The sequence below is a fragment of the Kitasatospora sp. NPDC036993 genome (genome assembly GCF_055607525.1).
Genome location: NZ_JBVJRP010000002.1, coordinates 47,227 through 72,492, shown reverse-complemented (window position 1 = coordinate 72,492; position 25,266 = coordinate 47,227). Strand labels below are relative to the sequence as shown.

The following is a 25,266-nucleotide window of genomic DNA, read 5'->3' as shown; positions in this document are numbered from 1 at the left end:
AGAGGAGCTGCGCGCGGTGATCCACCCGGAGGGGATGCTCCAGCGCCGCAGCGCCGAGCACTGGGCCGGACGCCTGTACATGCGGAAGATCTCGCTGCGGATCACCCGCGTGCTCTCCACCATGACGGCGATCACGCCCAACGGCCTGACGTACCTGATGATGTTCACCGGCATCCTGGCCGGTGCCGCGCTGGTCGTGCCGGGCATCGCGGGCGCGGTCCTGGGCGCCGTGCTGATCCAGGTCTACCTGCTGCTGGACTGCGTGGACGGCGAGGTGGCCCGCTGGCGCCGGCAGACCTCGCTCACCGGCGTCTACCTGGACCGGGTCGGCCACTACATGTCCGAGGCGGCCCTGCTGACCGGTCTCGGCCTGCGCGCCACCGACCTGCCGCACCGCGAGGGCAGCGGCTCGCACTGGGAGTGGGCCTTCCTCGGCACGCTGGCCGCGCTCGGCGCCATCCTGATCAAGTCCGAGACCGACCTGGTGGACGTGGCCAGGGCCCGCAGCGGCCTGACGGCCGTCGAGGACAGCGCCTCGGTGCCCCGGTCCTCCTCCGTCGCCAAGGCCCGCAAGGCGGCCTCCCTCCTGAAGTTCCACCGCCTGGTCGGCGCGGTCGAGGCCTCGCTGTTCATCCTGGCCGCCGGGGTCGCCGACGCCGTGCACGGCGGGCTGCTCTTCACCCGGCTCGCGGTGGTCGTCCTGGCGGCGATCGCGATGCTCCAGACCGTGCTGCACCTGCTGAGCATCGTCCTCTCCAGCAGGCTGCGATGAGTGGGCGGAGCGAGCGAATGACCGACAGGCACGCGTGGGTGAACGCCCCCGCCGAGCGGAGCGAGGTGGGCGCATGAACGCGGCGGGCACTGCGGAGGACTTCCGCCTCGGCGCCGTGATCATCACCATGGGCAACCGGCCCGCCGAGCTCAACGCCCTGATCGAGGCCGTCCGCGCCCAGGAGGGCCCCGCGGTCGAGCTGGCCGTGGTCGGCAACGGAGCCCCGCTGCCCCCGCTGGCGGAGGGCGTGCGCGCCGTCGAGTTGCCGGAGAACCTCGGCATCCCGGGCGGCCGCAACGTCGGCATCGAGCTGTTCGGCCCGGACGGCCGGGAGGTCGACGCCGTCCTCTTCCTGGACGACGACGGCAACCTGCCGCGCACCGACTCGGCCAGGCTGCTGCGCGAGGCCTTCACCGCCGACCCGGAACTGGGCATCGTCTCCTTCCGGATCGCGGACCCGGACACCGGGGTCACCCAGCGCCGGCACGTCCCCCGGCTGCGCGCCAGCGACCCGCTGCACTCCTCCAGGGTGACCACCTTCCTGGGCGGCGCGAGCGCGGTGCGCTGCAAGGTGTTCGAGCAGGCCGGGCAGCTGCCCGCCGAGTTCTTCTACGCCCACGAGGAGACCGACCTCGCGTGGCGCGCGCTGGACGCCGGCTGGGCCATCGACTACCGGGCGGACGTGGTGCTGCACCACCCCACGACGTCGCCCGCCCGCCACGCCAGCTACTTCCACAACGTGGCCCGGAACCGGGTCTGGCTCGCGAGGCGGAACCTTCCGGCCCTGTTGGTGCCTCTCTATCTGGGAACCTGGTTCCTGCTGACCCTGGCCCGACGCCCCTCCCCCGAGGCGCTGAAGGCCTGGTGGGGCGGATTCCGGGCGGGCTGGCGCGAACCCTGCGGTCCGCGGCGGCCCATGCGGTGGCGTACCGTCTGGCGACTGACCAGGCTGGGCCGACCACCGATCATCTGATCGCATCAGGTCGAATGATCGATCGCCTCGGCCGGTGACCACACACCGGCCGGCTTCCCCGAGACCCCAGTGGATCCCCATCGGCGCACGGCCGGCGGACCCCCGCCGACCGGCCGCCCCGACCGATCCCGCGTGAAGGACGAATGTGTCGACAGTGAGTGAACCCGTCAGCCTCTCGACCCCCAGGGGGGTGGACGCGGGCCTGACCCCCAAGCAGCTTGCGGAGAAGTACGGTCTGGCGGTGAGCGGTGCCCGTCCCGGCCTGGTCGCCTACACCAAGCAGCTCTGGGCCCGACGCCACTTCATCTGGGCCTTCGCCACCGCCCGCCTGGTGGCCCAGTACACCGACGCCAAGCTCGGCCAGCTCTGGCAGGTCGTGACCCCGCTGCTCAACTGCGCCGTGTTCTACCTGGTCTTCGGCGTGATCCTGGCGAGCAAGCAGGGCTTCCCGGACAACACGTACATCGCGTGGCTGTGCATCGGCGTCTTCGTCTTCCAGTTCACCCAGAACGCCGTGCAGTCCGGCACCCGGGCGATCTCCGACAACCTCGGGCTGATCCGGGCGCTGCACTTCCCCCGGGCCAGCCTCCCGATCGCCTTCACCGTGATCCAGCTCCAGCAGCTGATGATCTCGATGGTCGTGCTGGTCGTCACCGTGCTCGCCGCCGGCGTCGCCCCGGGCCGGACCTGGCTGCTGATCATCCCGGCGCTGCTCCTCCAGACGCTCTTCAACACCGGCGTCTCCCTGGTGATGGCCCGGATCGGCGCCAAGACCAGCGACATCTCCCAGCTGATCCCGTTCGTGATGCGCGCCTGGATGTTCCTCTCCGGTGTGATGTTCAGCATCCAGGACAAGATCCAGACCTGGCCGCACTACATCCAGACGCTGATGTCGCTCAACCCGGCCACGATCTACATGGACCTGCTGCGGCACGCCTTCGCGCCGGTCATCTACAACCCGCACCAGCCGGTGCACCAGAACTTCCCGCCGCACCAGTGGGCGTACGGCCTCGTCTGGGGCGTCGGCATGTTCGTCGTCGGATACGTCTTCTTCTGGAAGGCCGAGGAGGAGTACGGCCGTGGCTGACCTCGATCTGAGCAAGAGCGACACCCCGCGGGACGCGGACGTGGCCCGCGAGCCCACCGTCGTCGTCGACGACGTGCACATCGTCTACCGGGTGCACGGCGCCGGCTCCGGCAAGGGCAGCGCCACCTCGGCGCTGAGCCGCATCATCAAGCGCAAGCGCTCGGCCGGTGTGCGCGAGGTGCACGCGGTCAAGGGCATCAGCTTCACCGCGTACAAGGGTGAGGCGATCGGTCTGATCGGCTCCAACGGCTCCGGCAAGTCGACCATGCTGGCGGCCATCGCGGGCCTGCTGCCGACCGAGAAGGGCGGCATCTACACCAACGGCCAGCCCTCGCTGCTGGGCGTCAACGCCGCACTGATGAACGAGCTCACCGGTGAGCGCAACGTCATCCTCGGCTGCCTGGCGATGGGCATGAGCCCGGCCCAGGTCCGGGCGCGCTACCAGGAGATCGTCGACTTCTCCGGCATCAACGACAAGGGCGACTTCATCTCCCTGCCGATGCGCACCTACTCCTCCGGCATGGGCGCCCGGCTGCGCTTCTCGATCGCGGCCGCGAAGACCCACGACGTGCTGCTGATCGACGAGGCCCTCGCCACCGGCGACCAGGCCTTCCAGCAGCGCAGCAAGCGGCGGATCGAGGAACTGCGCGGGTCCGCCGGTACGGTCTTCCTGGTCAGCCACGACAACAACTCGGTCCGCGAGGTCTGCGAGCGGACGATCTGGATCGAGGCCGGCGAGCTGATCATGGACGGCCCGACCGACGAGGTCGTCGGCCGTTACGAGCGCGGCGAGCGCCCGTAGCCTCGGTGCCGCACAGGGGCCGGTCCCGGATCTCCGGGACCGGCCCCTGGTGCTGCCCGCGGCCCCGGCCGGCCCCGCCGCCGGGGTGAGCGTCCGCGGCCCCCTGGCGGGGCGCTCTTCTCCGGCGCGCCCGGTGGTGCCAGGCTGGTGGGCGCGGGGGCGCTGTGCCGTGCGCCGCGCCCGCGCTCGGACGCGTGTCCGAGTCGGGCCGGTCGTGCCAAGCGGTGTAGAACGGGGGAGTGAGAGCAGTGTCGGCTTCGGCCCAGCCCAGTGATACGCCGGTGAACCCTTCCGCGGGACAGACCCTGGAGAAGGCGGGTGCGGAGAACTTCCCGGTCGCCCCGTTCTTCCTGCCCGCGGCCTGGCGCGACGACCTGATGGCGGTGTACGGCTTCGCCCGCCTGGTCGACGACGCCGGCGACGGCGACCTGGCCGACCCGGCCACCACCGCCCGCCTGCTCGGGGTCGAGCGGACGCCCCCCGCCACCCCTTCGGACCAGTCGGGGCCGCCCACCGCGCAGGAGACCGCCTTCCGGCTCGCGCTGCTCGACGGGCTGGAGCGGGACCTCGACCGGGTGTTCGAGACCGCACTGCGCAACGCCGGCGGTTCCGGAGCCGATGCCGACCGCCCCCGCCACCCGCTGCTGAGCGCCCTCGTCCCGCTGGTCGACCGCCACGGCCTCACCCCCGAGCCGTTCCGCCGACTGATCGAGGCCAACCGGGTGGACCAGACCACCGCCCGCTACGCCACCTACGACGACCTGATCGGCTACTGCACGCTCTCGGCCGACCCGGTCGGCCGCCTGGTGCTGGCCATCGCCGGCGTCTCCACCCCCGAGCGGATCGAGCTCTCCGACGCCGTGTGCAGCGGCCTCCAGGTGGTCGAACACCTCCAGGACGTGGCCGAGGACCTCTCCCACGGCCGGATCTACCTGCCCGCCGAGGACCTCGCCCGCTTCGGCGTCACCGAGGCCGACCTCGCCGCGCCCTCCGCGAGCGGCGCCGTACGCGAGCTGATCGCCTTCGAGGTCGAGCGGGCCCGCACCCTGCTCGATCGCGGCGCACCATTGGTAGGTACGGTTCGGGGGAGGCTCCGACTGCTCCTGGCGGGATTCACCGCAGGCGGCTACGCGGCCCTGGCGGCCGTCGAGGACGCCGGGTACGACGTACTCGCACAGCAGGCGAAGCCGGACAGACGCCGCCTCGCAGCGAAGGCGGCGGCCATCTTCGCGAAGGGAAGGTGAACGCCCGAGTGGCGGCATCACCACTGGCGTCGGCCCAGGTCATGGCGGCGTACCGGTACTGCGAGGCAGTCACCGGGCTACAGGCGCGCAACTTCAGCTACGGCATCAGGCTGCTGCCCGAACCCAAGCGGCTGGCCATGTCGGCCCTGTACGCCCTGGCCCGCCGGGTGGACGACATCGGCGACGGCGACCTCCCGGACGACCGCAAGGCCGAGGCGCTGCTGCGCACCCGGGAACTGGTGGACGAGGTCCGCTCCGGGGTGGTCGCCGAGGACGACACCGACCCGATCAAGGTCGCCCTGGCCGACACGGCCCGGCGCTTCCCGATCCCGCTCGGCGGCTTCGACGAACTGATCGACGGCGTCGAGATGGACCTCAAGGGCGCCGAGTACCAGAGCTACGAGGAACTGAAGGTCTACTGCCGCTGCGTGGCCGGCGCGATCGGCCGGCTCTCGCTGGGCGTCTACGGCTGCGACGACCCCGAGCGCGGGGCGGAGTACGCGGACACCCTGGGCCTCGCCCTGCAGCTCACCAACATCCTGCGCGACCTGCGCGAGGACGCCCTGAACGGCCGCACCTACCTGCCCACCGAGGACCTGGCCCGGTTCGGCTGCGAGCAGGGCTTCGCCCTCCCCAGACCGCCGCTCGGCGCGGACTTCACCGGCCTGGTGGCCTTCGAGGCCGCCCGCGCCCAGGCCGCCTTCGAGGAGGGCTTGCGGCTGCTGCCGATGCTCGACCGCCGCAGCCGCGCCTGCACGGCCGCGATGGCCGGGATCTACCACCGGCTGCTCGGCCGGATCGCCGCCGACCCGGAGTCGGTGCTGCGCGGCCGGGTCTCGCTGCCGGGCTGGGAGAAGGCGTACGTGGCGCTTTCCGGGCTCGCCGGGGGGCGTTCTTGATTCTCACCGCACTTCTGTCACGCTGTGTCAGCGGGGAATCACGTGTGGGTAGTTCCGTGTTGACCGAACGAGTACCGGCTTCAGCGACCGCCTGCGGGCGGTCCACCGACTGCGAGGGGGAGGGCCGATGACCGGGCGAGCCGATGCCGCGCGCCCGGCCGCCGTCGTGGTCGGCGGCGGTCTGGCCGGGATCACCACCGCGTTGCGCCTCGCCGAGGCGGGCCACCGGGTCACCCTCGCCGAGGGCCGGCCCCGGCTGGGCGGCCTGGCCTTCTCCTTCCAGCGCGGCGAGCTGACCGTCGACAACGGCCAGCACGTCTACCTGCGCTGCTGCACCGCCTACCGCGGCCTGCTGGAGCGCCTCGGCGCCACCCGGCTGGTCCACCTCCAGGACCGCCTCGACGTCCCGGTACTCTCCGTCACCGGGCCCGAGGCCGCGCCGGTGCGCACCCTCGGGCGGCTGCGCCGGGCCGGCCTGCCCGTCCCGCTGCACCTGGCCGGCAGCCTGGCCCGCTACCCGCACCTGGCCCCGGCCGACCGCGCCCGGGTCGTCCGCGGCGCGCTCGCCCTGAAGGGCCTGGACCTCGCCGACCCGGCGCTGGACGGGATCTCCTTCGGCGAGTGGCTGCGCCGCAACGGGCAGAACGCCGCCACCCTGGCCGCGCTGTGGGACCTGGTCGGCGTCGCCACTCTGAACGCCAGGGCCGACCAGGTGTCGATGGCGCTCGCCGGGATGGTGTTCAAGACCGGCCTGCTCTCCGACCCCGGCGCCTCCGACATCGGCGTCGCCGCCGTCCCGCTCGGCACCATCCACCACGACCGGGCGCTCGCCGAGCTGGAGCGGGCCGGCGTCCGGGTGCTGCTGCGGGCCCGGGTGGCCGAGCTCAAGCCGGCCGCGCCGCAGCACGCCGTCCGGCTGGAGAGCGGGGAACTGCTCACCGCCGACACCGTCGTCCTGGCGGGCGCCCAGGACAGCGCGGCCGCGCTGCTGCCGCCGAACGCGATCCCGGGACAGGACCGGCTGGCGGGCTTCGGCACCGCGCCGATCCTCAACGTGCACGTGATCTACGACCGCAAGGTGCTGCGCCGGCCGTTCTTCGCCGCGCTCGGCTCCCCGGTCCAGTGGGTCTTCGACCGGACCGCGCACTCCGGGCTGGCCGCCACCCCGTTGGGCCGGGCCCATCCGGGTGCCCAGTACCTGGCGCTGTCGCAGTCCGACGCGCAGGACGAGATCGACCTGCCGGTCGCCGAGCTGCGCCGCCGCTACCTGCCCGAGCTGGGCCGGCTGCTGCCGGCCGCGGCCGGGGCCGAGGTGCTGGACTTCTTCGTCACCCGGGAGCGCACCGCGACCTTCGACCCGGCCCCGGGCAACGGGGCGCTGCGGCCGTCCGCCCGCACCGAGGTCCCCGGCCTGCTGCTGGCCGGCTCGTGGACGGCCACCGGCTGGCCCGCGACCATGGAAGGGGCCGTGCGCAGTGGCCACGCCGCGGCCGACGCCGCGCTCGCCGTGGGCGGCACCCGGGTGCCGGTGGACCGCGGCGACGGGAGGTGGCCCAGGTGACGGCGGGCCCCGCTGCCGGAGAGCCCGCCAGAGCCGACGGGCGTACCGTCGTGCGCACCGGGGCAACCACCGGGAGCGACCCGAGCGGCCGCACCGGCGCCACTCGCACCGGCACCACAGGATTCGACACCAGCCGCACCGACGGCACCCGGCCGCCCCGTGCGGTCCGGCACCACGAGGGAGAGGGAACGCACGTGGAGTCACGCACCGGCTTCGCCGTCGGAGGCACGGCGCACGCCGAACCGGTCTCGGTGCCGGAGCTGCTCGCCCGCAGCCGCACGCTGTGCACTCCGCCGCTACGGGCCGCCGTCGCCCGTTTGGCCGCACCCATGGACACCGTCGCCGCGTACCACTTCGGCTGGATCGACCGGGACGGCACCCCGGTGACCGGCGACGGCGGCAAGGCCGTGCGCCCGGCGCTGGCGCTGCTGTCCGCCCGGGCCACCGGCGCGGCGGCCGAGGTGGGGGTGCCGGGCGGGGTCGCGGTTGAACTGGTGCACAACTTCTCCCTCCTCCATGATGATCTGATGGACGGTGACGAGACCCGACGGCACCGGGCCACCGCCTGGACGGTCTTCGGGCCGGCCCAGGCGATCCTGGTCGGCGACGCCCTGGCGACGCTCGGCACCGAGGTGCTGCTCGACGCCGCGGTGACCGGCGGCACGAGCGCCACCGACGCCGCGCGGGCCGTCCGGCTGCTCACCACGGCGACCCGCCGGCTGATCGACGGCCAGGCCATGGACGTCGCCTTCGAACAGCGCGACAGCGTCACCGTCGCGGAGTGCCTGGAGATGGAGGGCGGCAAGACGGCGGCCCTGCTGGCCGCCGCCTCGGCGATCGGCGCGGTCCTGGCCGGCGCCGACGACAAGGTCTCCGACGCGCTCCAGCGCTACGGCCACCACCTGGGCCTGGCCTTCCAGGCGGTGGACGACCTGCTCGGCATCTGGGGTGCCACCGAGGTCACCGGCAAGCCGCACTGGGGGGACCTGCGCCAGCGCAAGAAGTCCCTTCCGGTGGCCGCCGCACTGGCCGAGGGCGGAGCCGCCTCGCGCCGGCTCGCCGAGCAACTGGCCGACCCCAAGGGACGCGGAGAGGAGAGCGAGCCCGAGCTCGCCGCCCGGGCCGCGCTGATCGAGGAGGCCGGCGGCCGTGCCTGGACCCAGGAGGAGGCCCGCCGCCGGCACACGACTGCCCTCGCCGCCCTGGACGAGGTGCCCATGACCGACGAGGTGCGCGAGCACTTCGTCGCACTCGCCGAATTCGTGGTGGTACGAGAGAGGTGACGTTACGTTGACAGCAACCGCGGACGGCCGGCTCGACCCTGAGTACGATTCCGAGCCGGTCGCGGTGGGCGACCGCCCCCCGGCCCTGCTGGGTACGGGGCGGTGGCAGCCCGAGGACACCGACCAGCTGCGGCCGGCCGGTGAGGCTGACCTCAGACCGGCCGACGCGCGGGAGGCCCTGGCCCGCGCCACCACCCACCTGCTCTCGCTGCAGTCCTCCGAAGGCTGGTGGAAGGGCGACCTGGAGACCAACGTCACCATGGACGCCGAGGACTTACTGCTCCGCCAGTTCCTGGGAATCCGCACCGAGGAGCAGACCAGGGCCACCGCCGAGTGGATCCGCTCCCAGCAGCGCGAGGACGGCACCTGGGGCACCTTCCACGGCGGGCCGCCCGAACTGTCCACCACCGTCGAGGCGTACGTCGCGCTCAAGCTGGCCGGAGACGACCCGAACGCCCCGCACATGCTGGCCGCCGCGCGCTACGTCCGCTCCGCAGGGGGCATCGCGGCCGCTCGGGTGTTCACCCGGATCTGGCTCGCCCTGTTCGGCTGGTGGCCCTGGGAGCGGCTGCCCGAGATGCCGCCGGAGATCATCTTCCTGCCCAGGTGGCTGCCGCTGAACATCTACGCCTTCGGCTGCTGGGCCCGCCAGACCATCGTCCCGCTGACCGTCGTCTCGGCGCACCGCCCGGTCCGTCCGGCCCCCTTCGCGCTCACCGAGCTGCACACCGACCCGGACGACCCGTACCCCCGCCGGCCGCTCGCCCCCGCCAACACCTGGGACGGCCTCTTCGAGCGCCTCGACAAGGCGCTGCACGCCTACCACCGCCGGGCCTTCCGCCCGCTGCGCCGGCTCGCCGTGGCGCAGGCCTGCCGCTGGATCGTCGAACGGCAGGAGGCCGACGGCTGCTGGGGCGGCATCCAGCCCCCGGCCGTCTACTCGCTGATCGCCCTGCACCTGGAGGGCTACGAGCTGGAGCACCCGGTGATGAAGGCCGGCCTCTCCTCCTTCGACCGCTTCACCGTGCACACCGAGGACGGCAAGCGCTGGCTGGAGGCCTGCCAGTCGCCCGTCTGGGACACCTGCCTGGCCACCATCGCGCTGGTCGACGGCGGGGTGCCGGCCGACCACCCGGCCCTGGTCTCCTCCGTCGACTGGATGCTCGGCGAGGAGATCCGCAAGCGCGGCGACTGGGCCGTCCAGCGGCCCGGGCTCCCCGCCGGCGGCTGGGCCTTCGAGTTCGAGAACGAGACCTACCCCGACATCGACGACACCGCCGAGGTGGTGCTGGCGCTAGGCAGGGTCGCCCACCCCGACCAGGCCAAGGTGGACGCGGCGATGGACCGGGGCGTGCTGTGGAACCTCGGCATGCAGTCCAAGAACGGCGCCTGGGGTGCCTTCGACGTGGACAACACCAGCACGCTGCCCAACAAGCTGCCGTTCTGCGACTTCGGCGAGGTGGTCGACCCGCCGTCCGCCGACGTCACCGCGCACGTGGTGGAGATGCTCGCGGAGACCGGCCGCTCCCGCGACCCCAGGACCCGGCGCGGCATCGAGTGGCTGCTGCGCAACCAGGAGGCGGACGGCTCCTGGTTCGGCCGCTGGGGCACCAACTACATCTACGGCACCGGCTCGGTGCTGCCCGCCCTGGTGGCGGCCGGGGTCCCGGACGAGCACCCGGCGATCCGCCGGGCGGTGCGCTGGCTGGAGGACCGGCAGAACGCCGACGGCGGCTGGGGCGAGGACATGCGCTCCTACGACGACCCGGCGCGCTGGGCCGGGCGCGGCGACTCCACCGCCTCGCAGACCGCGTGGGCGCTGATGGCGCTGCTCGCGGCCGGCGAGGGGCCGAGGGGCCGGGCCAACCCGGCGGTGGAAGGCGGCGTGGAGTGGCTGGTGCGCACCCAGCTACCCGAGGGCACCTGGGACGAACCGCAGTTCACCGGCACCGGGTTCCCGTGGGACTTCTCCATCAACTACCACCTGTACCGGCTGGTCTTCCCGATCACCGCGCTCGGCCGCTACCTCAACGGCGAGCCGGGCACGATCCGGACCGACGGCACTCCGCAGATCGGGGCGGCGCGGTGACCACCGCCCCCCTGCTGGTGCTCTGCGCCCTGGGCCCCGAGGTGTGGGCCCTGCGCGGCGGTGACTGGCGCGGCTCCGCCGGAGGGTCCCCGGTGCTGGTGCGCACCGGGGTCGGCCGGCGGCGCGCCGGGCTGGCCGTGCGGCGGCTGCTCGGCTCCGCGCCCGACGGCTACGGCGCCGTGGTGGTGGCCGGGTTCGGCGCCGCGCTCGGCCCCGGTGTGCTGCCGGGCGACGTGGTCGCCGCCGACGGCGTGCGCAACGCCGAGGGCCACCTTTATCCGCTGGACTCCGGGGAGGCGCTGACCGGGGCGCTGAAGGCGCGCGGCCTGAGCGTCCACACCGGGGCGCACCACACCGCCGACCACGTGGTGCGCGGCATCGAACGGCGGGCCCTGCACCTCCAGGGCGCGCTCGCCGTCGACATGGAGGCCGCCGCCGTCCTGGCCGCGCTGCGCGAGGTGCGGCCCGCGCTGCCGGTGGCCGTCCTGCGGGTGGTGGTGGACACTCCCGAGCACGAGCTGCTGCGGCCCGGCACCCTCCCCGCCGGGGTGCGCGCCTGGCGGACCCTGCGGGCGACGGTGCCCGCCCTGGTCGACTGGTACCGGCAGGAGCGCGCGCCGGGCTCCGCAGACCTGAACCACCCCACATCCTCGACGCTCCCTCAGGAGGCGAGCTAGCCATGGCCATGCCGTTGCGCCAGACGTTGCGGGTCGGCACCTACCTCATGCAGCAGAAGCTGCTCAAGCGACGGGACAAGTTCCCGCTGATCGTGGAGCTGGAACCGCTCTTCGCGTGCAACCTCGCCTGCGAGGGCTGCGGCAAGATCCAGCACCCGGCGGGCGTGCTGAAGCAGCGGATGCCCGTGGCCCAGGCGGTCGGCGCGGTCCTGGAGTCGGGTGCGCCGATGGTCTCGATCGCCGGTGGCGAGCCGCTGATGCACCCGCAGATCGACGAGATCGTCCGGCAGCTGGTCGAGCGCCGCAAGTACGTGTTCCTCTGCACCAACGCGCTGCTGATGCGCAAGAAGATGGACAAGTTCACGCCCTCGCCGTACTTCACCTTCGCGGTGCACATCGACGGCCTGCGCGAGCGGCACGACGAGTCGGTGGCCAAGGAGGGCACCTTCGACGAGGCGGTGGCGGCGATCAAGGAGGCCAAGCGGCGCGGCTTCCGGGTCACCACCAACAGCACCTTCTTCAACACCGACACCGCGCAGACCGTCATCGACGTCCTGGACTACCTCAACGACGAGCTCAAGGTGGACGAGATGATGATCTCGCCCGCCTACGCCTACGAGAAGGCCCCCGACCAGGAGCACTTCCTCGGTGTGGAGCAGACCAGGGAGCTCTTCCGCAAGGCCTTCGCCGACGGCAACCGCCGGCGCTGGCGGCTCAACCACAGCCCGCTCTTCCTGGACTTCCTGGAGGGCAAGGCCGACTTCGAGTGCACTCCCTGGGGCATCCCCAACTACTCGCTGTTCGGCTGGCAGCGGCCCTGCTACCTGATGGCGGACGGCTACGTGCCGACCTACCGCGAGCTGGTCGAACAGACCGACTGGAGCAAGTACGGCCGCGGCAGGGACCCGCGCTGCGAGAACTGCATGGCGCACTGCGGCTACGAGCCGACCGCCGTCCTCGCGACCATGGGGTCGTTGCAGCAGTCGCTGCGCGCGATCACCGAGACCGTAAGCGGCAACCGCGGCCGCTGAAACGGGAGTTGACCTCCAGGTCGGCACCCCGGCCCGGGCCCCACGCGCCCGGGCCGGCTCCGCCCCCGAGGGGGATGGGCACCAAGCCCGTCTCTCCCCCCCCGGGGCGGAGGCATCACCGCACCGCTTCGAGTCGTGAGGTGTACCCATGTCACTGCTCTCCCGCGTCACGTCCCCGGCCGAGCTGCGCAAGCTCCCGGCGGTCGAACTCCCGTTGCTCGCCGACGAGATCCGCGACTTCCTGATCGACGCCGTCACCCGCACCGGCGGCCACCTCGGGCCCAACCTCGGCGTGGTGGAGCTGACCATCGCGCTGCACCGGGTCTTCGACTCGCCGTACGACCGGATCGTCTTCGACACCGGCCACCAGAGCTACGTCCACAAACTGCTCACCGGCCGGCAGGACTTCACCCGGCTGCGGATGCGCGGCGGCCTTTCCGGGTACCCCTCGCGGGGCGAGTCCGAACACGACCTGGTGGAGAACTCGCACGCCTCCACCGCGCTCTCCTACGCCGACGGCCTGGCCAAGGCCGCCCGGCTGCTCGGCCAGCACGACCGGCACACCGTCGCGGTGATCGGCGACGGCGCGCTCACCGGCGGGCTCGCCTGGGAGGCGCTCAACAACATCGCCGAGGCCCGCGACCGGCCGCTGGTCATCGTCGTCAACGACAACGAGCGCTCCTACGCCAGGACCGTCGGCGGCCTCGCCAACCACCTGGCCACCCTGCGCACCACCCAGGGCTACGAGCGCTTCCTCGCGCTCGGCAAGGAGGCCCTGCAGCGGACCCCGCTGGTCGGCCAGCCGATCTTCGACGCGCTGCACGGCGCCAAGAAGGGGTTCAAGGACGCCTTCGCCCCGCAGGGCATGTTCGAGGACCTCGGCCTCAAGTACCTCGGGCCGATCGACGGCCACGACCTGGGCGCGGTCGAGCAGGCCCTTCGCCAGGCCCGCAACTTCGGCGGTCCGGTGATCGTGCACTGCCTCACCGTCAAGGGGCGCGGCTACCGCCCGGCCGAGCAGGACGAGGCCGACCGCTTCCACGCCGTCAACCCGATCGACCCGTACACCTGTCTGCCGATCTCGCCCAGCGGCGGGGTCTCCTGGACGTCGGTGTTCGGGGACGAGCTGGTCACGCTCGGGGCCGAGCGGCCCGACCTGGTGGCGATCACCGCGGCGATGCTCCAGCCGGTGGGCCTGGCCCCGTTCGCCAAGGCCTTCCCGGACCGCACCTTCGACGTCGGCATCGCCGAGCAGCACGCCGTCACCAGCGCGGCGGGCCTGGCCACCGCCGGGCTGCACCCGGTGGTCGCGGTGTACGCGACCTTCCTCAACCGGGCCTTCGACCAGGTGCTGATGGACGTCGCCCTGCACCGGCTGGGCGTCACCTTCGTGCTCGACCGCTCCGGGGTGACCGGGCCGGACGGGGCCTCGCACAACGGCATGTGGGACATGTCGATCCTCCAGGTCGTGCCAGGCCTGCGGCTCGCCGCGCCGCGCGACGCCGAGCAGCTGCGGGCCCAGCTGCGGGAGGCCGTCGAGGTCGGGGACGCGCCGACCGTCGTGCGCTTCCCGAAGGGCAACGTCGGGCCCGCGGTGCCGGCCGTCGAGCGGATCGGCGGGGTGGACGTGCTGCTGCGCACCGGGCGGGAACCGGAGATCCTGCTGGTCGCGGTCGGTACCACCGCCTCCGCCTGTCTGGACGCGGCCCGGCTGCTGCTCGCCGAGGGCTTCACCGCGACCGTGGTCGACCCGCGCTGGGTCAAGCCGGTCGACCCGGTGCTGTCCGAACTGGCCGCCGCTCACCGGCTGGTGGTCACCGTCGAGGACAACGGCCGTACCGGAGGCGTCGGTTCGGCCGTCGCCCAGGCGCTGCGCGACGCCGACGTGGACGTGCCGGTGCGGGTGCTCGGCCTGCCGCAGGAGTTCCTCGGCCACGCCTCGCGCGGGGAGATCCTGGAGGAGGCCGGGCTGACCGGGACCGGGGTCGCCGCGCAGACCGCCGTCGTCGCCAAGAACCTGCTACCGACCCGAGGAGCGAACCCGCGCCATGCCGGCTGACCCAGACCGCCCCGCCTTCGACCTCGCCGCGCTGATCGCCGAACGAGGCGGCGAGCGCTACGAGTTGCACAGTCGCTACCTCAACCCGCAGCTGCCGCGGATGCTGCACACGATCGGCTTCGACAAGTACTACGAGCGCGCCCGGGGCCAGTACTTCTACGACGCCGAGGGCAACGAGTACCTCGACATGCTGGCCGGCTTCGGGATCTTCGCGCTCGGCCGCCACCACCCGGTGGTGCGCTCGGCGGTCCGGCAGGTGATGGACCTCGACCTGCCGGACCTGGTCCGCTTCGACTGTTCGCCGCTGCCCGGGCTGCTGGCCGAGCGGCTGCTCTCCCGCACCCCCGGGCTGGACCGGGTGTTCTTCGGCAACAGCGGCACCGAGGCGGTGGAGACCGCGCTGAAGTTCGCCCGGTACGCCACCGGGCGCCGGCGGATCCTCTACGCCGACCACGCCTTCCACGGCCTGACCACCGGCTCGCTCTCGGTCAACGGGGAGAGCGGCTTCCGCAAGGGCTTCGACCCGCTGCTGCCGGACACCGCCATCCCGCTCGGCGACATCGGCGCGCTGGCCAAGGAGTTGAAGCGCGGCGACGTCGCCGGGCTGATCGTCGAGCCGATCCAGGGCAAGGGCGTCCAGGCGCCGCCGCCCGGCTGGCTGCGCGCCGCCCAGGCCCTGCTGCACGAGCACCGGGCGCTGCTGATCTGCGACGAGGTGCAGACCGGTCTCGGCCGCACCGGCGAGTTCTTCGCCTACCAGCACGAGGACGGAGTGCTGCCCGACCTGGTCTGTGCGGCCAAGGCGCTGTCCGGCGGGTACGTGCCGGTCGGGGCCACGCTCGGCAAGAGCTGGATCTTCGAGAAGGTGTACTCCTCGATGGACCGGGTGCTGGTGCACTCGGCCAGCTTCGGGTCCAACGCCCAGGCCATGGCGGCCGGGCTGGCGACCCTGGAGGTGATGCACGACGAGCAGGTGGTGGAGAACGCGCGCAAGGTGGGCGATCACCTCCGCGAGCGGCTGGCCGCGCTGGTCGACAGGTACGAACTGCTCGCCGAGGTGCGCGGGCGCGGACTGATGATCGGGATCGAGTTCGGCCGGCCCAAGTCGCTCAAGCTGCGCACCGGTTGGGCCGCGCTCCAGGCGGCGCGCAAGGGGCTCTTCGCGCAGATGGTCGTGGTGCCGCTGCTGCAACGGCACCGGATCCTGACCCAGGTGTCCGGAGACCACCTGGAAGTGATCAAGCTGATTCCACCGCTGATCATCACCGAGCGCGACGTGGACCGGTTCGTGGACGCCTTCACCGGGATCATGGACGAGGCCCACCGGGGGAGCGGCCTGATGTGGGACTTCGGGCGGACGCTGGTCAAGCAGGCGGTCGGAAACCGCTGAGGCCGGGGACGCGGTCGGCGTGGAGTGGGAAGCCGGCCCGGCTTCCCACTCCGTGGGAGACACCGCGTCAGAGTTCGGTCCGGCGGCGCCGGATGACCACCACCAGGTCGACGGCGGCGAACAGGGTGAGCAGGCCGCAGGCCACCGCGAAGCCGGTGAGGGTGCCCCGGCCGGGTGCGCCGTGGGCGGGAGCGGCGGCAGCCCAGACGGCGAAGCCCACCGTGGCCAGCGCGAACAGCGGGGTGAAGGTGAGCGAGAGCAGGTAGCGGAGCCTGAGGGCGCTGCGGGCGGTGGCGGGCTCGGTGCCGCTGCGCCACCGTCGCGGGGTGGTGGTGCGCATGCCGTTCACCTCCGGACCGCGCGGGTCGGGCTACGATTCCAGCGTACGTCCGAGGACGAGAGCCGGGGGAGGCGCGATGTCGGGTCCGGACGCGAGGGGTTCGGCGGGGTCGGGTGCGGCCGGCGAGGACGCCGAGGGCTACGCGGGGCTGCGGATCGAGCGGGCCAGGGAGCTGGCCCGGCGGCACGGCTGGGCCTCGGTCCGGGTGCTGGAGCCGGGGGAGCTGATGACCATGGAGTACCGGCAGGGACGGCTCAACCTCGCGGTGCGCAACGGTGTGGTCGAGCGCAGCTGGGAGGGGTAGCCGCGGGGCTCGTGTCGCGCTGCGCGGGTACCCGTGCGGCCCGGGACCGGTACGGCGGGTGGCGGTGGACGAAGTGCCGGTGAAGGCGCCGTTCGGCCGCGGCGACCAGGGGTTCCAGCAGCGGCAGGGAGAGCAGGACGAGCAGTCCTGCGGCCCAGCCGGCCAGCACGTCGGTGACCCAGTGGGTGCCCAGGTAGACCGTGGTCAGGCCGATCGAGCAGGCGGTGGCGGCGGCGATCAGCGCGCCGGTGCGCCGCCAGCGGACGGCCAGGTAGGCGAGCACGCCCCAGGTGACCACCGCGTTGGCGGTGTGGCCGGAGGGGAAGATGGTGCCGCCGGAGAACAGCTCGGGCGAGCCGACGTACTGGGCGTAGTGCGGGCCGAGCCGGCCGGTGACGATCTTGACCGCGCCGACGGTGACGTTGAGCAACAGCAGTGCGATGCCCATGACCAGCAGCGGGCGCAGTCTGCCGATCCTGTGGGCCCGCCAGCCGAGCCAGGCGAAGGCCGCGATCGCCGACGGGCCGCGCTGTCCGGCGACCACCCAGGTGTCGAGCAGCGGCTCCAGCCGGGGCCACCGCTCGTAGGGGCGCAGCAGGCGGACCGACCAGTCGAGGTCGACCAGGGCGGTGTTCAGCAGGACTCCGGCCAGGACGAGCAGGTACCCGCCGAGGGTGACGGCGAGCAGGGCCGTCTGCCGTCGGCTCATCGGGGGCCAGCCGGGTTCGCGGTGGTCGGGGCCGATCGGGGTGAGGGTGCCGGGGGGTGCGGGGCGCACCCGGCTGCCGGTCTGGGCGGTGCGGCGCTCCGGCCCCTGGCGCGGAAAGGGAACGGGGGTACTTCTGGATTGCACGGGGTGACCTTACCCATCCGGACAGGGCTATTCCGGTGGTAATTGTCATTTTCCCGGGAAATCGACAATCGGGTCGACCCCGGACGGTCCGCTGGGTGATTTCCCCTATTCCGGTATCGAATGTCAGTGTGGTGGTCGAATGATTCTGCAAAAGCCCCGGTAAAGGAAACGGAGTGGGAGGCCGGTGCGACCGGCTTCCCACTCCGTGGTAACCCTGTGTAGGTTCCGTGCTCAGTCGAGGGGGCCGCCCGCGACGTAGATCACCTGGCCGGAGACGAAGCCTGCGCCCTCGCTCGCGAGGAACGAGATGGTGTGGGCGACGTCCTCAGGCCGACCGACCCGCTGGACCGGGATCTGAGAGGCCGCGGCCCGCTTGAAGTCTTCGAAGTCCATGCCGACCCGGGCCGCGGTGGCGGCCGTCATGTCGGTCGCGATGAAGCCGGGGGCGACCGCGTTGGCGGTGATCCCGAACTTGCCCAGCTCGATGGCCAAAGTCTTGGTGAAGCCTTGGAGACCGGCCTTGGCGGCCGAGTAGTTGGCCTGGCCGCGGTTGCCCTGGGCCGAGGAGGAGGACAGGTTGACGATGCGGCCGAAACCGGCGTCGACCATGTGCTTCTGCACCGCGCGGGTCATCAGGAACGCGCCGCGGAGGTGAACGTTCATGACCGTGTCCCAGTCGGACTCCGACATCTTGAAGAGCAGGTTGTCGCGGAGCACGCCCGCGTTGTTGACCAGCACGACCGGGGCGCCGAGTTCGGCGGCCACGCGGTCGACGGCGGTCTGGACCTGCTCGGCGTCCGAGACGTCGGCGCCGACCGCCAGGGCCCGGCCGCCGGCGGCGGTGATCCGGTCGACGGTCTCCTGGCCGGCCGCCTCGTCCAGGTCCAGGACGGCGACCGCGTAGCCGTCGGCGGCCAGTCGGGCGGCGGTGGCGGCGCCCAGGCCGCGGGCCGCGCCGGTGACGACGGCGACCCGGGGGGCGGTGCTCTGCTCGGTCATGCTCGCTCTCGTCTCTCTCTGGATTGCCTTCCGGGGAGAACCCCCGGTGAGGGTGGCCACACCCTACCGGCGGGTAGGGAGGGCGGCCAGGGACGAGAGACGCAGGTGACGGTGGGTAAGGACCGACCGGTCGGCTTTCTGCTGAGAACGGGTTACTGCAAGGCCTTCGCAGCTCGTAAATATGCCAATGTTGCCGAACCTGCGTCTACTATCCGCCCCTGCCTGCCAGCAAGGGCCCGCCGTTTGTATAGTGTCCGCCAGCAGCCACCGGCTGCACGGCTGGAGCGCCCTCCCTCATAGCTGGACGCCCACTCGCCGTTACTGCCCCACCCGGGTGTCCCACACACACCGGGTGTGACATCGGGACGGATACATGGTGCTGGGGGAGATCCCGACAACCCGCGTGTCTGCGCGACTGCAGCAGTCGCCCGGACACCTCATTCGCGTGGCACAGCAGGTTCACACCCGCTTGTGGTCCGAACACGTCGGAGCCGATCTCACGGCTCCGCAGTTCGCCGTGCTGCTGGTCCTGGCCCTCGAACCGGGTGCGGACCAGCGGACGGTGGGCGAGCGCGCCTCGCTGGACAAGGCCACGATGGCGGAGATGGTCGCGCGGCTCGTCCGCCGCGGCCTGGTGCTGCGCAGGCGAGACCCGGCCGACGGCCGGCGCAAGCTGCTGGCGCTCTCGCAGAGCGGCGCCCAGGCGGTGCGCGAGGCCACCGGTGGTGTGGTCCGCGTGCAGCGCGTCCTGTTCGAACCGCTCGTGGCGGAGGAGCAGGTCGAGATCGTCCGGGTGATGGCCAAGATAGCCAGGCTGGAACCCGCGGCGGTCGCCGTCATCACCGACGCGCGGCCGATCTTGGACGCCCAGCGGGCGATCGGCTACCTGATCAGGGTGAGCCAGCAGGTGCACACCAAGCTCTGGTCGGAGCACGTGGGCGCCGAGCTGACGGCTCCGCAGTACGCGGTGCTGGACGCGCTGGAGCTGGAACCGGGCGCCGACCAGCGCACGGTCGGCGAGCTGGCCTCGCTGGACAAGGCCACGATGGCCGAGATGGTGAGCCGGCTGGTGCGCCGTGGTCTGGTGCAGCGCCGGCGCGACCCCTCGGACGGACGGCGCAACCTGCTCTCGCTCTCACCGGCGGGACAGGACCTGCTGCACCGCTCGGCCGCTGGGGTGGCCGAGGTCCAGCGACTGCTGCTGGCACCGCTGGAAGTGGAGGAGCACGAGGCTGCACTCGCGCTCATCGCGAAGGCGGCCAGGCTCTAGGTCAAACTTTCGCCGCAGTAGCCAAAACGATTCGCCAAAACACCGGGGTCCCACGGCCGTCGGCTCCGGCGGATCGGGGTACGCCAAAGGCCGCCCGCTCCGGAAGAGGGTGCGGGCGGTCTTCGCATGACCGGACGTCAGACCGGCGGAGGGCCCGGGGGCCGGGCCCCCGGACCTGGTGTCAGTTCCAGTCGAACTCCTGCGGGTCCGGACCGATCCGCTTGCCGGTGGCCACGGCGGCGATCGCCGCGAGGTCCTCGGCGTCCAGCTCGAAGCCGGCGACATCCAGGTTCTCGCGGATCCGGGACGGGGTGACCGACTTCGGGATGGCGATCACACCGCTCTGGAGGTGCCAGCGCAGCACCACCTGGGCGACCGTACGGCCGTGCTTCTCGGCGACCTTCACCAGTGCGGGCTCGGCGAGCAGGTCCTTGCCCTGGCCCAGCGGGCTCCACGCCTCGGTGGCGATACCGTGCTCCGCGTGGAAGGCGCGCAGCTCCGTCTGGGGGAAGTACGGGTGCAGCTCCACCTGGTTCAGGGCCGGGGCGACGGAGGCCTCGTCCAGCAGGCGGGTCAGCTGCTCGGTGCCGAAGTTGGAGACGCCGATCGACTTGACCCGGCCGTCCGCCTTCAGCTGCTCGAAGGCCTTCCACACGTTCGGGTAGCTGCCGTGCATCGGGCGCGGCCAGTGGATCAGGTACAGGTCGATGTAGTCGAGGCCGAGCTTGGCCAGCGAGGCGTCGAACTCGCGCAGCACCGCGTCGCGGCCCTGCTCGCCGGACCAGTCGCGGGTGCCCGAGTTCCACAGCTTGGTGGTGACGTAGAGGTCCTCGCGGGCCACGCCGCCCGCCAGTGCCTCGGTGATCGCCGCGCCGGTGCCGGTCTCGTTCTCGTAGATCGCGGCGGTGTCGATCGAGCGGTAGCCCGCCTCGATCGCGGCGCGGACGGCGGGGGTGGCCTCGGCGTCCGGGACCTGCCACACGCCGAAGCCGAGCTGCGGGATCTGCGCGCCGTCGTTGAGGGTGACGGTGGGGATGATGCTCACGGGAAGGGGTGCCCTCCTGGTCGTCCAGTTGTTCCAGTGGGGGCAACTGGTGCCCGGGTGTGATTGTTCCCGCCGAACGGGCGAATCTTGGGTGAAGCTTTGCGGGGGTTTGCCCGGGGCGGCTACCGGACGAAGGAGGGACGGAGAATGCCCTGGTGGGAGCCCGGGCGCGGGAGTGTGAGGGGGTGTGCGCAGGGCGTGCGGAGCCGGCGCGCGGGGGGCGTGCGGGTCCTGACGGGTGGGGGAGTGCGGGGGTGCCGGGCGGCCGCGGCGGAAAACCCGTTGCGCGGATCGCGCGGGGCTTGGCAGGCTCGCGGCCATGACCTCCTGACTTCCCGGCCCTTCGTGCCCATCCCGTTTCCGTCCGGTGTCTCCGCCGGACGCGTCGTCGACGTCGCCGTGCTGCCGCGCCGGCGGGCCGCTGCGTCGCCTGGCCGTCACGCACGCCGTGTGCCCCGGCACCCTGCTTCCTCGTGCTCCCGCGCCCTCGCACCCTCGCACCGCTCGTATCGGAGTGTCATGCTGCTCACCCCCCTGCCGCTGGCCGATCCCGGCAGTCCCGACCTCTCCTCGCCCCTCGCCTTCCTGCGGTGGTTGCAGCGCAGCCAGCGCCGCGGGCAACTGCTCGCCACCTGCTGGACGCTGATCGAGATGGGGTGTCAGGCCGCCCTGCCGGTGCCGCTCGGGTTCGGTGTGCAGGCCGCGGTGGACGGTGATTCCGGCGGAATCTGGCGAGCCGGCGCCCTCCTCCTGCTGCTGGGCGCGGGCGCCGCGCTCGGCGCCGTGCTGGCGCACCGTCAGGCGGTCTGGAACTGGATCCACGCGGCCACCCACGTGCGGCAGTTGGTGGCACGTCAGGCCTCGGATCTCGGGGCCGGGCTGTCCCGCCGGATCGCCACCGGCGAGGTCGTCGCGGTGGGCAGCGGGGACGTCGAGCGGATCGGCTGGTACGTCGAGCTGGTCGCCCGGGTGAGGTCCGCGGTGGCCGTCTGGCTGGCCGTCAGCGTCGCGGTGCTGGTGGTCGATCCGGTGCTCGGAGCCGGGGTGCTGCTCGGTGTTCCGGTGCTGGCGGCCTCCGTCTGGCCGCTGATCGGGCCGTTCGAGCGGCGCTACGAGGAGCAGCGGGCCCTCGGGGGCAAGGCCACCGAGCTGGCGGCCGACACGGTCGCGGGGCTGCGGGTGCTGCGCGGCATCGGCGGCGAGGAGCTGTTCCTGGACCGGTACCGGGCCGCTTCCCAGAAGGTCCGGGTGGCGGCGGTCCGTTCGGCCCGGATCTGGTCGCTGATGCAGGCGCAGCAGGTGTTGCTGCCCGGCCTGTTCGTGGTCGGCGTCACCTGGTACGGCGCCCGTTTGGTGGCCTCCGGCGAGCTGGCCGTCGGTACCCTGATCGCCGTGTACGGCGCGACGGCGTTCCTGGCCGCGCCGCTGCGGATCCTGGGCGAGGCCGCGCACGCCTGGAGCGTCGCCCGGGTCTCCGCGGGGCGGACGGTCCGGGTGCTCTCGCTCGACCGGACCGGTGGGGCGGCCGAGGCCCAGCCGGTCCCGCCGACCGGGTCGGCCGGGCGGGTCACGCCGGCCAGGCCGGAGAAGGCCGACCTGTACGACCCGGAGAGCGGCCTGACCGCGCGGGCGGGAGAGCTGACCGCGGTGGTCTGCGGTGACCCGGACTTCGCCGGGACGCTGGCCGAGCGGCTCGGTGGCCACGTCCCGCGGGCCGAGGGCGAACGGGCCCGGGTCTCCGTGCGGCTCGGCGGCACGGACCTGGACGCGGTGCCGCTGGCCGAGGCCAGGGCGGCGGTGCTGGTCCACGACAAGGAGCCGGTGCTGCTCTCCGGCACGTTGGCCGAGCTGTTCGACATCCCGTCCTCGGGGCGGGTCCCGGCCGCCGAGGCCTTGGCGGCGGCCAGGTCCGACGACGTGCTGGCGGCCCTGGTGGAGGGCTCCCCGGAGTGCGGGGGAGACCCGATGCTCGCCCGGATCACCGAGCGCGGGCGCTCGCTCTCCGGCGGCCAGCGCCAGCGGCTCGCCCTGGCCCGAGCGCTGCTGGCGGACCCGCCGGTGCTGGTGCTCGACGAGCCCACCAGTGCGGTGGACGCGCACACCGAGTCGATGATCGCCACCGGCTTGCGGGGCGTCCGGGCCGGCCGCACCACCGTGGTCTTCGCGACCAGCCCGCTGCTGCTCGACCAGGCGGACCGGGTGGTGCTGCTGCACGAGGGCCGGGTCGCGGCGGCCGGGCGGCACCGCGAGCTGATGCGCAGCGAGCCGGCCTACCGGGTCGTGGTCACCCGCGAGGAGGAGGCGGTTCAGCCGGTGGGTGGGGCCGTATGAGGACCGTCGTCGACTTCCCTTCCAGGCAGCAAGCGAGGAGTACGTCATGAAGCCCCCCGTCCACGAGGAGCAGGGGCCGGCCGCCACCCTGCCGGTCGGCTCCCCGGCCGCCGTGCGCGGCTATCTGATGCTGCTCGCGCGGCGGCATCGCGCCGGGTTCTCCACGGTGGTGGGGCTGCACTCGGTCGCCACGGTGGCGGGGCTGGTCGGGCCCTGGGTGCTCGGCAGGCTGGTCGAGTCGCCGGCCACCGGCACCGTCGGGTCCACCGTCACGGTGGCGGTCGCCTGGTACCTGCTGGCGCTGGTGGCACAGGCCGCGTTCACCGGATGGTCGCGGATGCGCGGCGCGGTGCTCGGTGAGCGGGTGCTGGCCGACCTGCGCGAGGACTTCCTGGTCCGCTCGGTGGCCCTGCCGACGGGAGTGCTGGAGCGGGCCGGCACCGGGGACCTGGTCTCGCGGGGCACCACCGACGTCGACCGGCTCGACAAGTCGGTGCGCGAGGCGGTTCCCGAACTCGCCGTCGCCTTGGTGTCGTTGCTGCTGGTGTTCGGCGCACTGCTGGTCACCTCGCCGCTGCTCGCGCTGACCTCGCTGGTCGGGCTGCCGCTGCTGCTGGTCAGCTCGCGCTGGTACTTCCGGCGTGCGCCGCAGTCCTACCGCAGCGAGTCGGCCGGGTACGCGGCGGTGAGCAACGTGCTGGCCGAGACGGTGGACGCCGGGCGGACGGTCGAGGCGCTGCGGCTGGGGGACCAGCGGGTCCGGCTGACCGACCGCAAGCTGCGCGAGTGGCTGGCGTGGGAGCGCTACACGCTGTGGCTGCGCTCGGTCTGGTTCCCGACCATCGACGCGGTCTACACCTCGGCGGTGCTCGCCACCATGGTGCTCGGCGGGCTGTTCGCCATCCGAGGCTGGATCACCGTGGGCCAGTTGACCACCGGCGTGCTCTACGCGCAGATGCTGACCGGCCCGGTGGACCTGATCCTGCGCTGGTACGACGAGCTCCAGATCGGCCAGGCCTCGCTGGCCCGGCTGGTCGGCGTGCGCGAGGTGCCGGAGCACGAGGGGGACGAGTCCGTCCGGCCCGACGGTCGCCGGGTGGAGGCGAAGGACGTCCGGTTCGGCTACCGCGAGGGAGCCGACGTCCTGCACGGGATCAGCCTGGACGTCGCCCCGGGCAGCCGGGTCGCGCTGGTCGGACCGTCCGGGGCGGGCAAGTCCACCCTCGGCCGGCTGCTGGCCGGGATCTACGCGCCAGGCCGCGGCAGCGTGACCCTCGGCGGGGCGGCGCTGGCGCGGATGCCGGCCGAGCGGGTGCGCGCGGAGGTCGCCCTGGTGAACCAGGAGCACCACGTCTTCGTCGGCACCCTGCGGGACAACCTGCGGCTGGCCGCACCCGACGCGGACGACACCGAGCTGCGGTCCGCGCTGGACGCGGTGGACGCCGGGGGCTGGGTGGACGCGCTGTCGGAGGGCCTGGACACCGAGGTCGGCTCCGGCGGCACCTCGCTCACCCCGCCGCAGGCCCAGCAACTGGCGCTGGCCCGGCTGGTGCTGGCCGATCCGCACACCCTGGTGCTGGACGAGGCCACCTCGCTGCTCGACCCGAGGGCCGCGCGCCACCTGGAGCGCTCGCTCTCCAGGGTGCTGGAGGGCCGGACGGTCATCGCGATCGCCCACCGGCTGCACACCGCGCACGACGCGGACGTGATCGCCGTGGTCGAGGGCGGGCGGATCAGCGAGTACGGCAGCCACCCGGAGCTGGTCGCGGCCGGCGGACCGTACGCGGCGCTCTGGCGGTCCTGGCGGGACGAGCGGTAGTGGGCGGGACGAGAGGTCGCGGCCGGTCGGACAGGTGATCTTGATCGGCGGGTCGGAGTGTTGTCAAACCCGTACGGGTCGGATTGACCCGTACGGGTTACTCCCTGGCCCGTAAGGGCGCGTAGCCGGGCAAATCGGTGCTCCGGCCCGCAGACTGCTCCGGTGACCAAGATTTCAGACAGCTCGTCCCGATCCTCGCGCGGTGAGATCGGCGGAATTCCCACGCGCTACATCGGGATCGGCGTCATCGTCGTCCTCGCCGTGTGGTTCCTGTTCGCCAACCTCGACAAGGTCAAGATCCAGTTCTGGGTCTTCACCGTCACCGCGCCGCTCTGGATCGCGCTGCTGGCCACCCTGATCGCGGGCGTCGCCCTGGGCTGGCTGCTCAAGGGACGGCGCAACAAGTGACCGCAGCTCCCGGGCCGGCCCCGGCCGGTT

At 72.7% G+C, this 25,266-nt stretch carries 22 protein-coding genes; 18 read left to right on the top strand and 4 right to left on the bottom strand.

Going from position 1 to position 25,266, the window contains the following annotated elements:
- Positions 1–34 precede the first annotated feature (34 nt).
- The 13 genes from ACZ7C5_RS03760 to ACZ7C5_RS03700 all read left to right on the top strand — a co-directional run bounded on the left by ACZ7C5_RS03760 (position 35) and on the right by ACZ7C5_RS03700 (position 15,867).
- On the top strand, positions 35–772 hold the full coding sequence (locus ACZ7C5_RS03760) for a CDP-alcohol phosphatidyltransferase family protein (protein ID WP_401088180.1): 738 nt from the start codon (positions 35–37) through the stop codon (positions 770–772).
- Between the two features lie 73 nt (positions 773–845).
- Complete coding sequence (locus tag ACZ7C5_RS03755; protein ID WP_401087854.1) at positions 846–1,745, top strand: glycosyltransferase family 2 protein; 900 nt, start codon at positions 846–848, stop codon at positions 1,743–1,745.
- 145 nt (positions 1,746–1,890) lie between these two features.
- Positions 1,891–2,832 carry an ABC transporter permease gene (locus ACZ7C5_RS03750; RefSeq protein WP_401087852.1) on the top strand — a complete coding sequence of 314 codons (942 nt, stop codon included), beginning with the start codon at positions 1,891–1,893 and terminating at the stop codon, positions 2,830–2,832.
- Entirely contained in the window at positions 2,825–3,634 is an 810-nt protein-coding gene (locus ACZ7C5_RS03745; RefSeq protein WP_401087851.1) for an ABC transporter ATP-binding protein, read from the top strand. Before ACZ7C5_RS03750 ends, ACZ7C5_RS03745 begins: the two co-directional genes overlap by 8 nt.
- Before the next feature lie 281 nt (positions 3,635–3,915).
- Positions 3,916–4,878 (top strand): squalene synthase HpnC, encoded by a 963-nt coding sequence (gene hpnC / locus ACZ7C5_RS03740; RefSeq protein WP_470321894.1) that lies wholly within the window; start codon positions 3,916–3,918, stop codon positions 4,876–4,878.
- A 41-nt stretch (positions 4,879–4,919) separates the two neighbouring features.
- Complete coding sequence (gene hpnD, locus ACZ7C5_RS03735; protein ID WP_470322092.1) at positions 4,920–5,777, top strand: presqualene diphosphate synthase HpnD; 858 nt, start codon at positions 4,920–4,922, stop codon at positions 5,775–5,777.
- A gap of 127 nt (positions 5,778–5,904) precedes the next feature.
- The gene (hpnE, locus tag ACZ7C5_RS03730; RefSeq protein WP_401087848.1) at positions 5,905–7,338 is read left to right on the top strand and encodes a hydroxysqualene dehydroxylase HpnE; all 1,434 of its coding nucleotides are present in this window, start codon (positions 5,905–5,907) and stop codon (positions 7,336–7,338) included.
- A 194-nt stretch (positions 7,339–7,532) separates the two neighbouring features.
- Positions 7,533–8,621 (top strand): polyprenyl synthetase family protein, encoded by a 1,089-nt coding sequence (locus ACZ7C5_RS03725; protein WP_188297522.1) that lies wholly within the window; start codon positions 7,533–7,535, stop codon positions 8,619–8,621.
- A gap of 7 nt (positions 8,622–8,628) precedes the next feature.
- Positions 8,629–10,710, top strand: coding sequence for a squalene--hopene cyclase (gene shc, locus ACZ7C5_RS03720; protein WP_470321893.1), 2,082 nt, complete (start codon positions 8,629–8,631; stop codon positions 10,708–10,710).
- A complete protein-coding gene (locus ACZ7C5_RS03715) occupies positions 10,707–11,387 on the top strand; it encodes a 5'-methylthioadenosine/S-adenosylhomocysteine nucleosidase family protein (protein WP_401087843.1) in 681 nt (226 codons plus the stop codon). The genes shc and ACZ7C5_RS03715 overlap by 4 nt, the downstream gene beginning before the upstream one ends.
- A 2-nt stretch (positions 11,388–11,389) precedes the next feature.
- Positions 11,390–12,418, top strand: a complete 1,029-nt coding sequence (gene hpnH / locus ACZ7C5_RS03710) for an adenosyl-hopene transferase HpnH (RefSeq protein WP_401087841.1) — start codon at positions 11,390–11,392, stop codon at positions 12,416–12,418.
- A 148-nt stretch (positions 12,419–12,566) separates the two neighbouring features.
- A complete protein-coding gene (dxs, locus tag ACZ7C5_RS03705) occupies positions 12,567–14,477 on the top strand; it encodes a 1-deoxy-D-xylulose-5-phosphate synthase (RefSeq protein ID WP_401087839.1) in 1,911 nt (636 codons plus the stop codon).
- Positions 14,467–15,867, top strand: a complete 1,401-nt coding sequence (locus ACZ7C5_RS03700) for an aspartate aminotransferase family protein (protein ID WP_401087838.1) — start codon at positions 14,467–14,469, stop codon at positions 15,865–15,867. The genes dxs and ACZ7C5_RS03700 overlap by 11 nt, the downstream gene beginning before the upstream one ends.
- Before the next feature lie 67 nt (positions 15,868–15,934).
- Here the strand turns inward: ACZ7C5_RS03700 and ACZ7C5_RS03695 are convergent, their stop codons facing one another.
- A complete protein-coding gene (locus ACZ7C5_RS03695) occupies positions 15,935–16,207 on the bottom strand; it encodes a DUF6343 family protein (protein WP_401087836.1) in 273 nt (90 codons plus the stop codon).
- Between the two features lie 76 nt (positions 16,208–16,283).
- Here ACZ7C5_RS03695 and ACZ7C5_RS03690 point away from each other — a divergent pair, with 76 nt between their 5' ends.
- The gene (locus tag ACZ7C5_RS03690) at positions 16,284–16,511 is read left to right on the top strand and encodes an I78 family peptidase inhibitor (protein WP_188297904.1); all 228 of its coding nucleotides are present in this window, start codon (positions 16,284–16,286) and stop codon (positions 16,509–16,511) included.
- Here the strand turns inward: ACZ7C5_RS03690 and ACZ7C5_RS03685 are convergent.
- Positions 16,462–17,364: a phosphatase PAP2 family protein gene (locus tag ACZ7C5_RS03685; RefSeq protein WP_401087834.1), complete on the bottom strand. Its 903-nt coding sequence runs from the start codon at positions 17,362–17,364 to the stop codon at positions 16,462–16,464. The genes ACZ7C5_RS03690 and ACZ7C5_RS03685 overlap by 50 nt on opposite strands.
- A 231-nt stretch (positions 17,365–17,595) precedes the next feature.
- Positions 17,596–18,363 carry a 3-oxoacyl-ACP reductase FabG gene (gene fabG, locus ACZ7C5_RS03680; RefSeq protein ID WP_401087832.1) on the bottom strand — a complete coding sequence of 256 codons (768 nt, stop codon included), beginning with the start codon at positions 18,361–18,363 and terminating at the stop codon, positions 17,596–17,598.
- Positions 18,364–18,808: 445 nt separating this feature from the next.
- Here fabG and ACZ7C5_RS03675 point away from each other — a divergent pair, with 445 nt between their 5' ends.
- Positions 18,809–19,633 (top strand): MarR family winged helix-turn-helix transcriptional regulator, encoded by an 825-nt coding sequence (locus ACZ7C5_RS03675; protein ID WP_317620182.1) that lies wholly within the window; start codon positions 18,809–18,811, stop codon positions 19,631–19,633.
- Positions 19,634–19,814: 181 nt separating this feature from the next.
- On the opposite strand, the gene ACZ7C5_RS03670 is transcribed toward ACZ7C5_RS03675, so the two are convergent.
- Positions 19,815–20,678, bottom strand: coding sequence for an aldo/keto reductase (locus tag ACZ7C5_RS03670; RefSeq protein WP_470321892.1), 864 nt, complete (start codon positions 20,676–20,678; stop codon positions 19,815–19,817).
- A 519-nt stretch (positions 20,679–21,197) separates the two neighbouring features.
- Between ACZ7C5_RS03670 and ACZ7C5_RS03665 the strand changes: the two genes are divergently transcribed.
- The 3 genes from ACZ7C5_RS03665 (at position 21,198) to ACZ7C5_RS03655 (ending at position 25,236) form a co-directional block, all read left to right on the top strand.
- Positions 21,198–23,009, top strand: a complete 1,812-nt coding sequence (locus ACZ7C5_RS03665) for an ABC transporter transmembrane domain-containing protein (protein WP_470321891.1) — start codon at positions 21,198–21,200, stop codon at positions 23,007–23,009.
- A 46-nt stretch (positions 23,010–23,055) separates the two neighbouring features.
- Positions 23,056–24,828: an ABC transporter ATP-binding protein gene (locus ACZ7C5_RS03660; protein ID WP_401087827.1), complete on the top strand. Its 1,773-nt coding sequence runs from the start codon at positions 23,056–23,058 to the stop codon at positions 24,826–24,828.
- Positions 24,829–24,990: 162 nt separating this feature from the next.
- Positions 24,991–25,236: a LapA family protein gene (locus tag ACZ7C5_RS03655; protein ID WP_188297899.1), complete on the top strand. Its 246-nt coding sequence runs from the start codon at positions 24,991–24,993 to the stop codon at positions 25,234–25,236.
- The last annotated feature ends 30 nt before the right edge of the window (positions 25,237–25,266 follow it).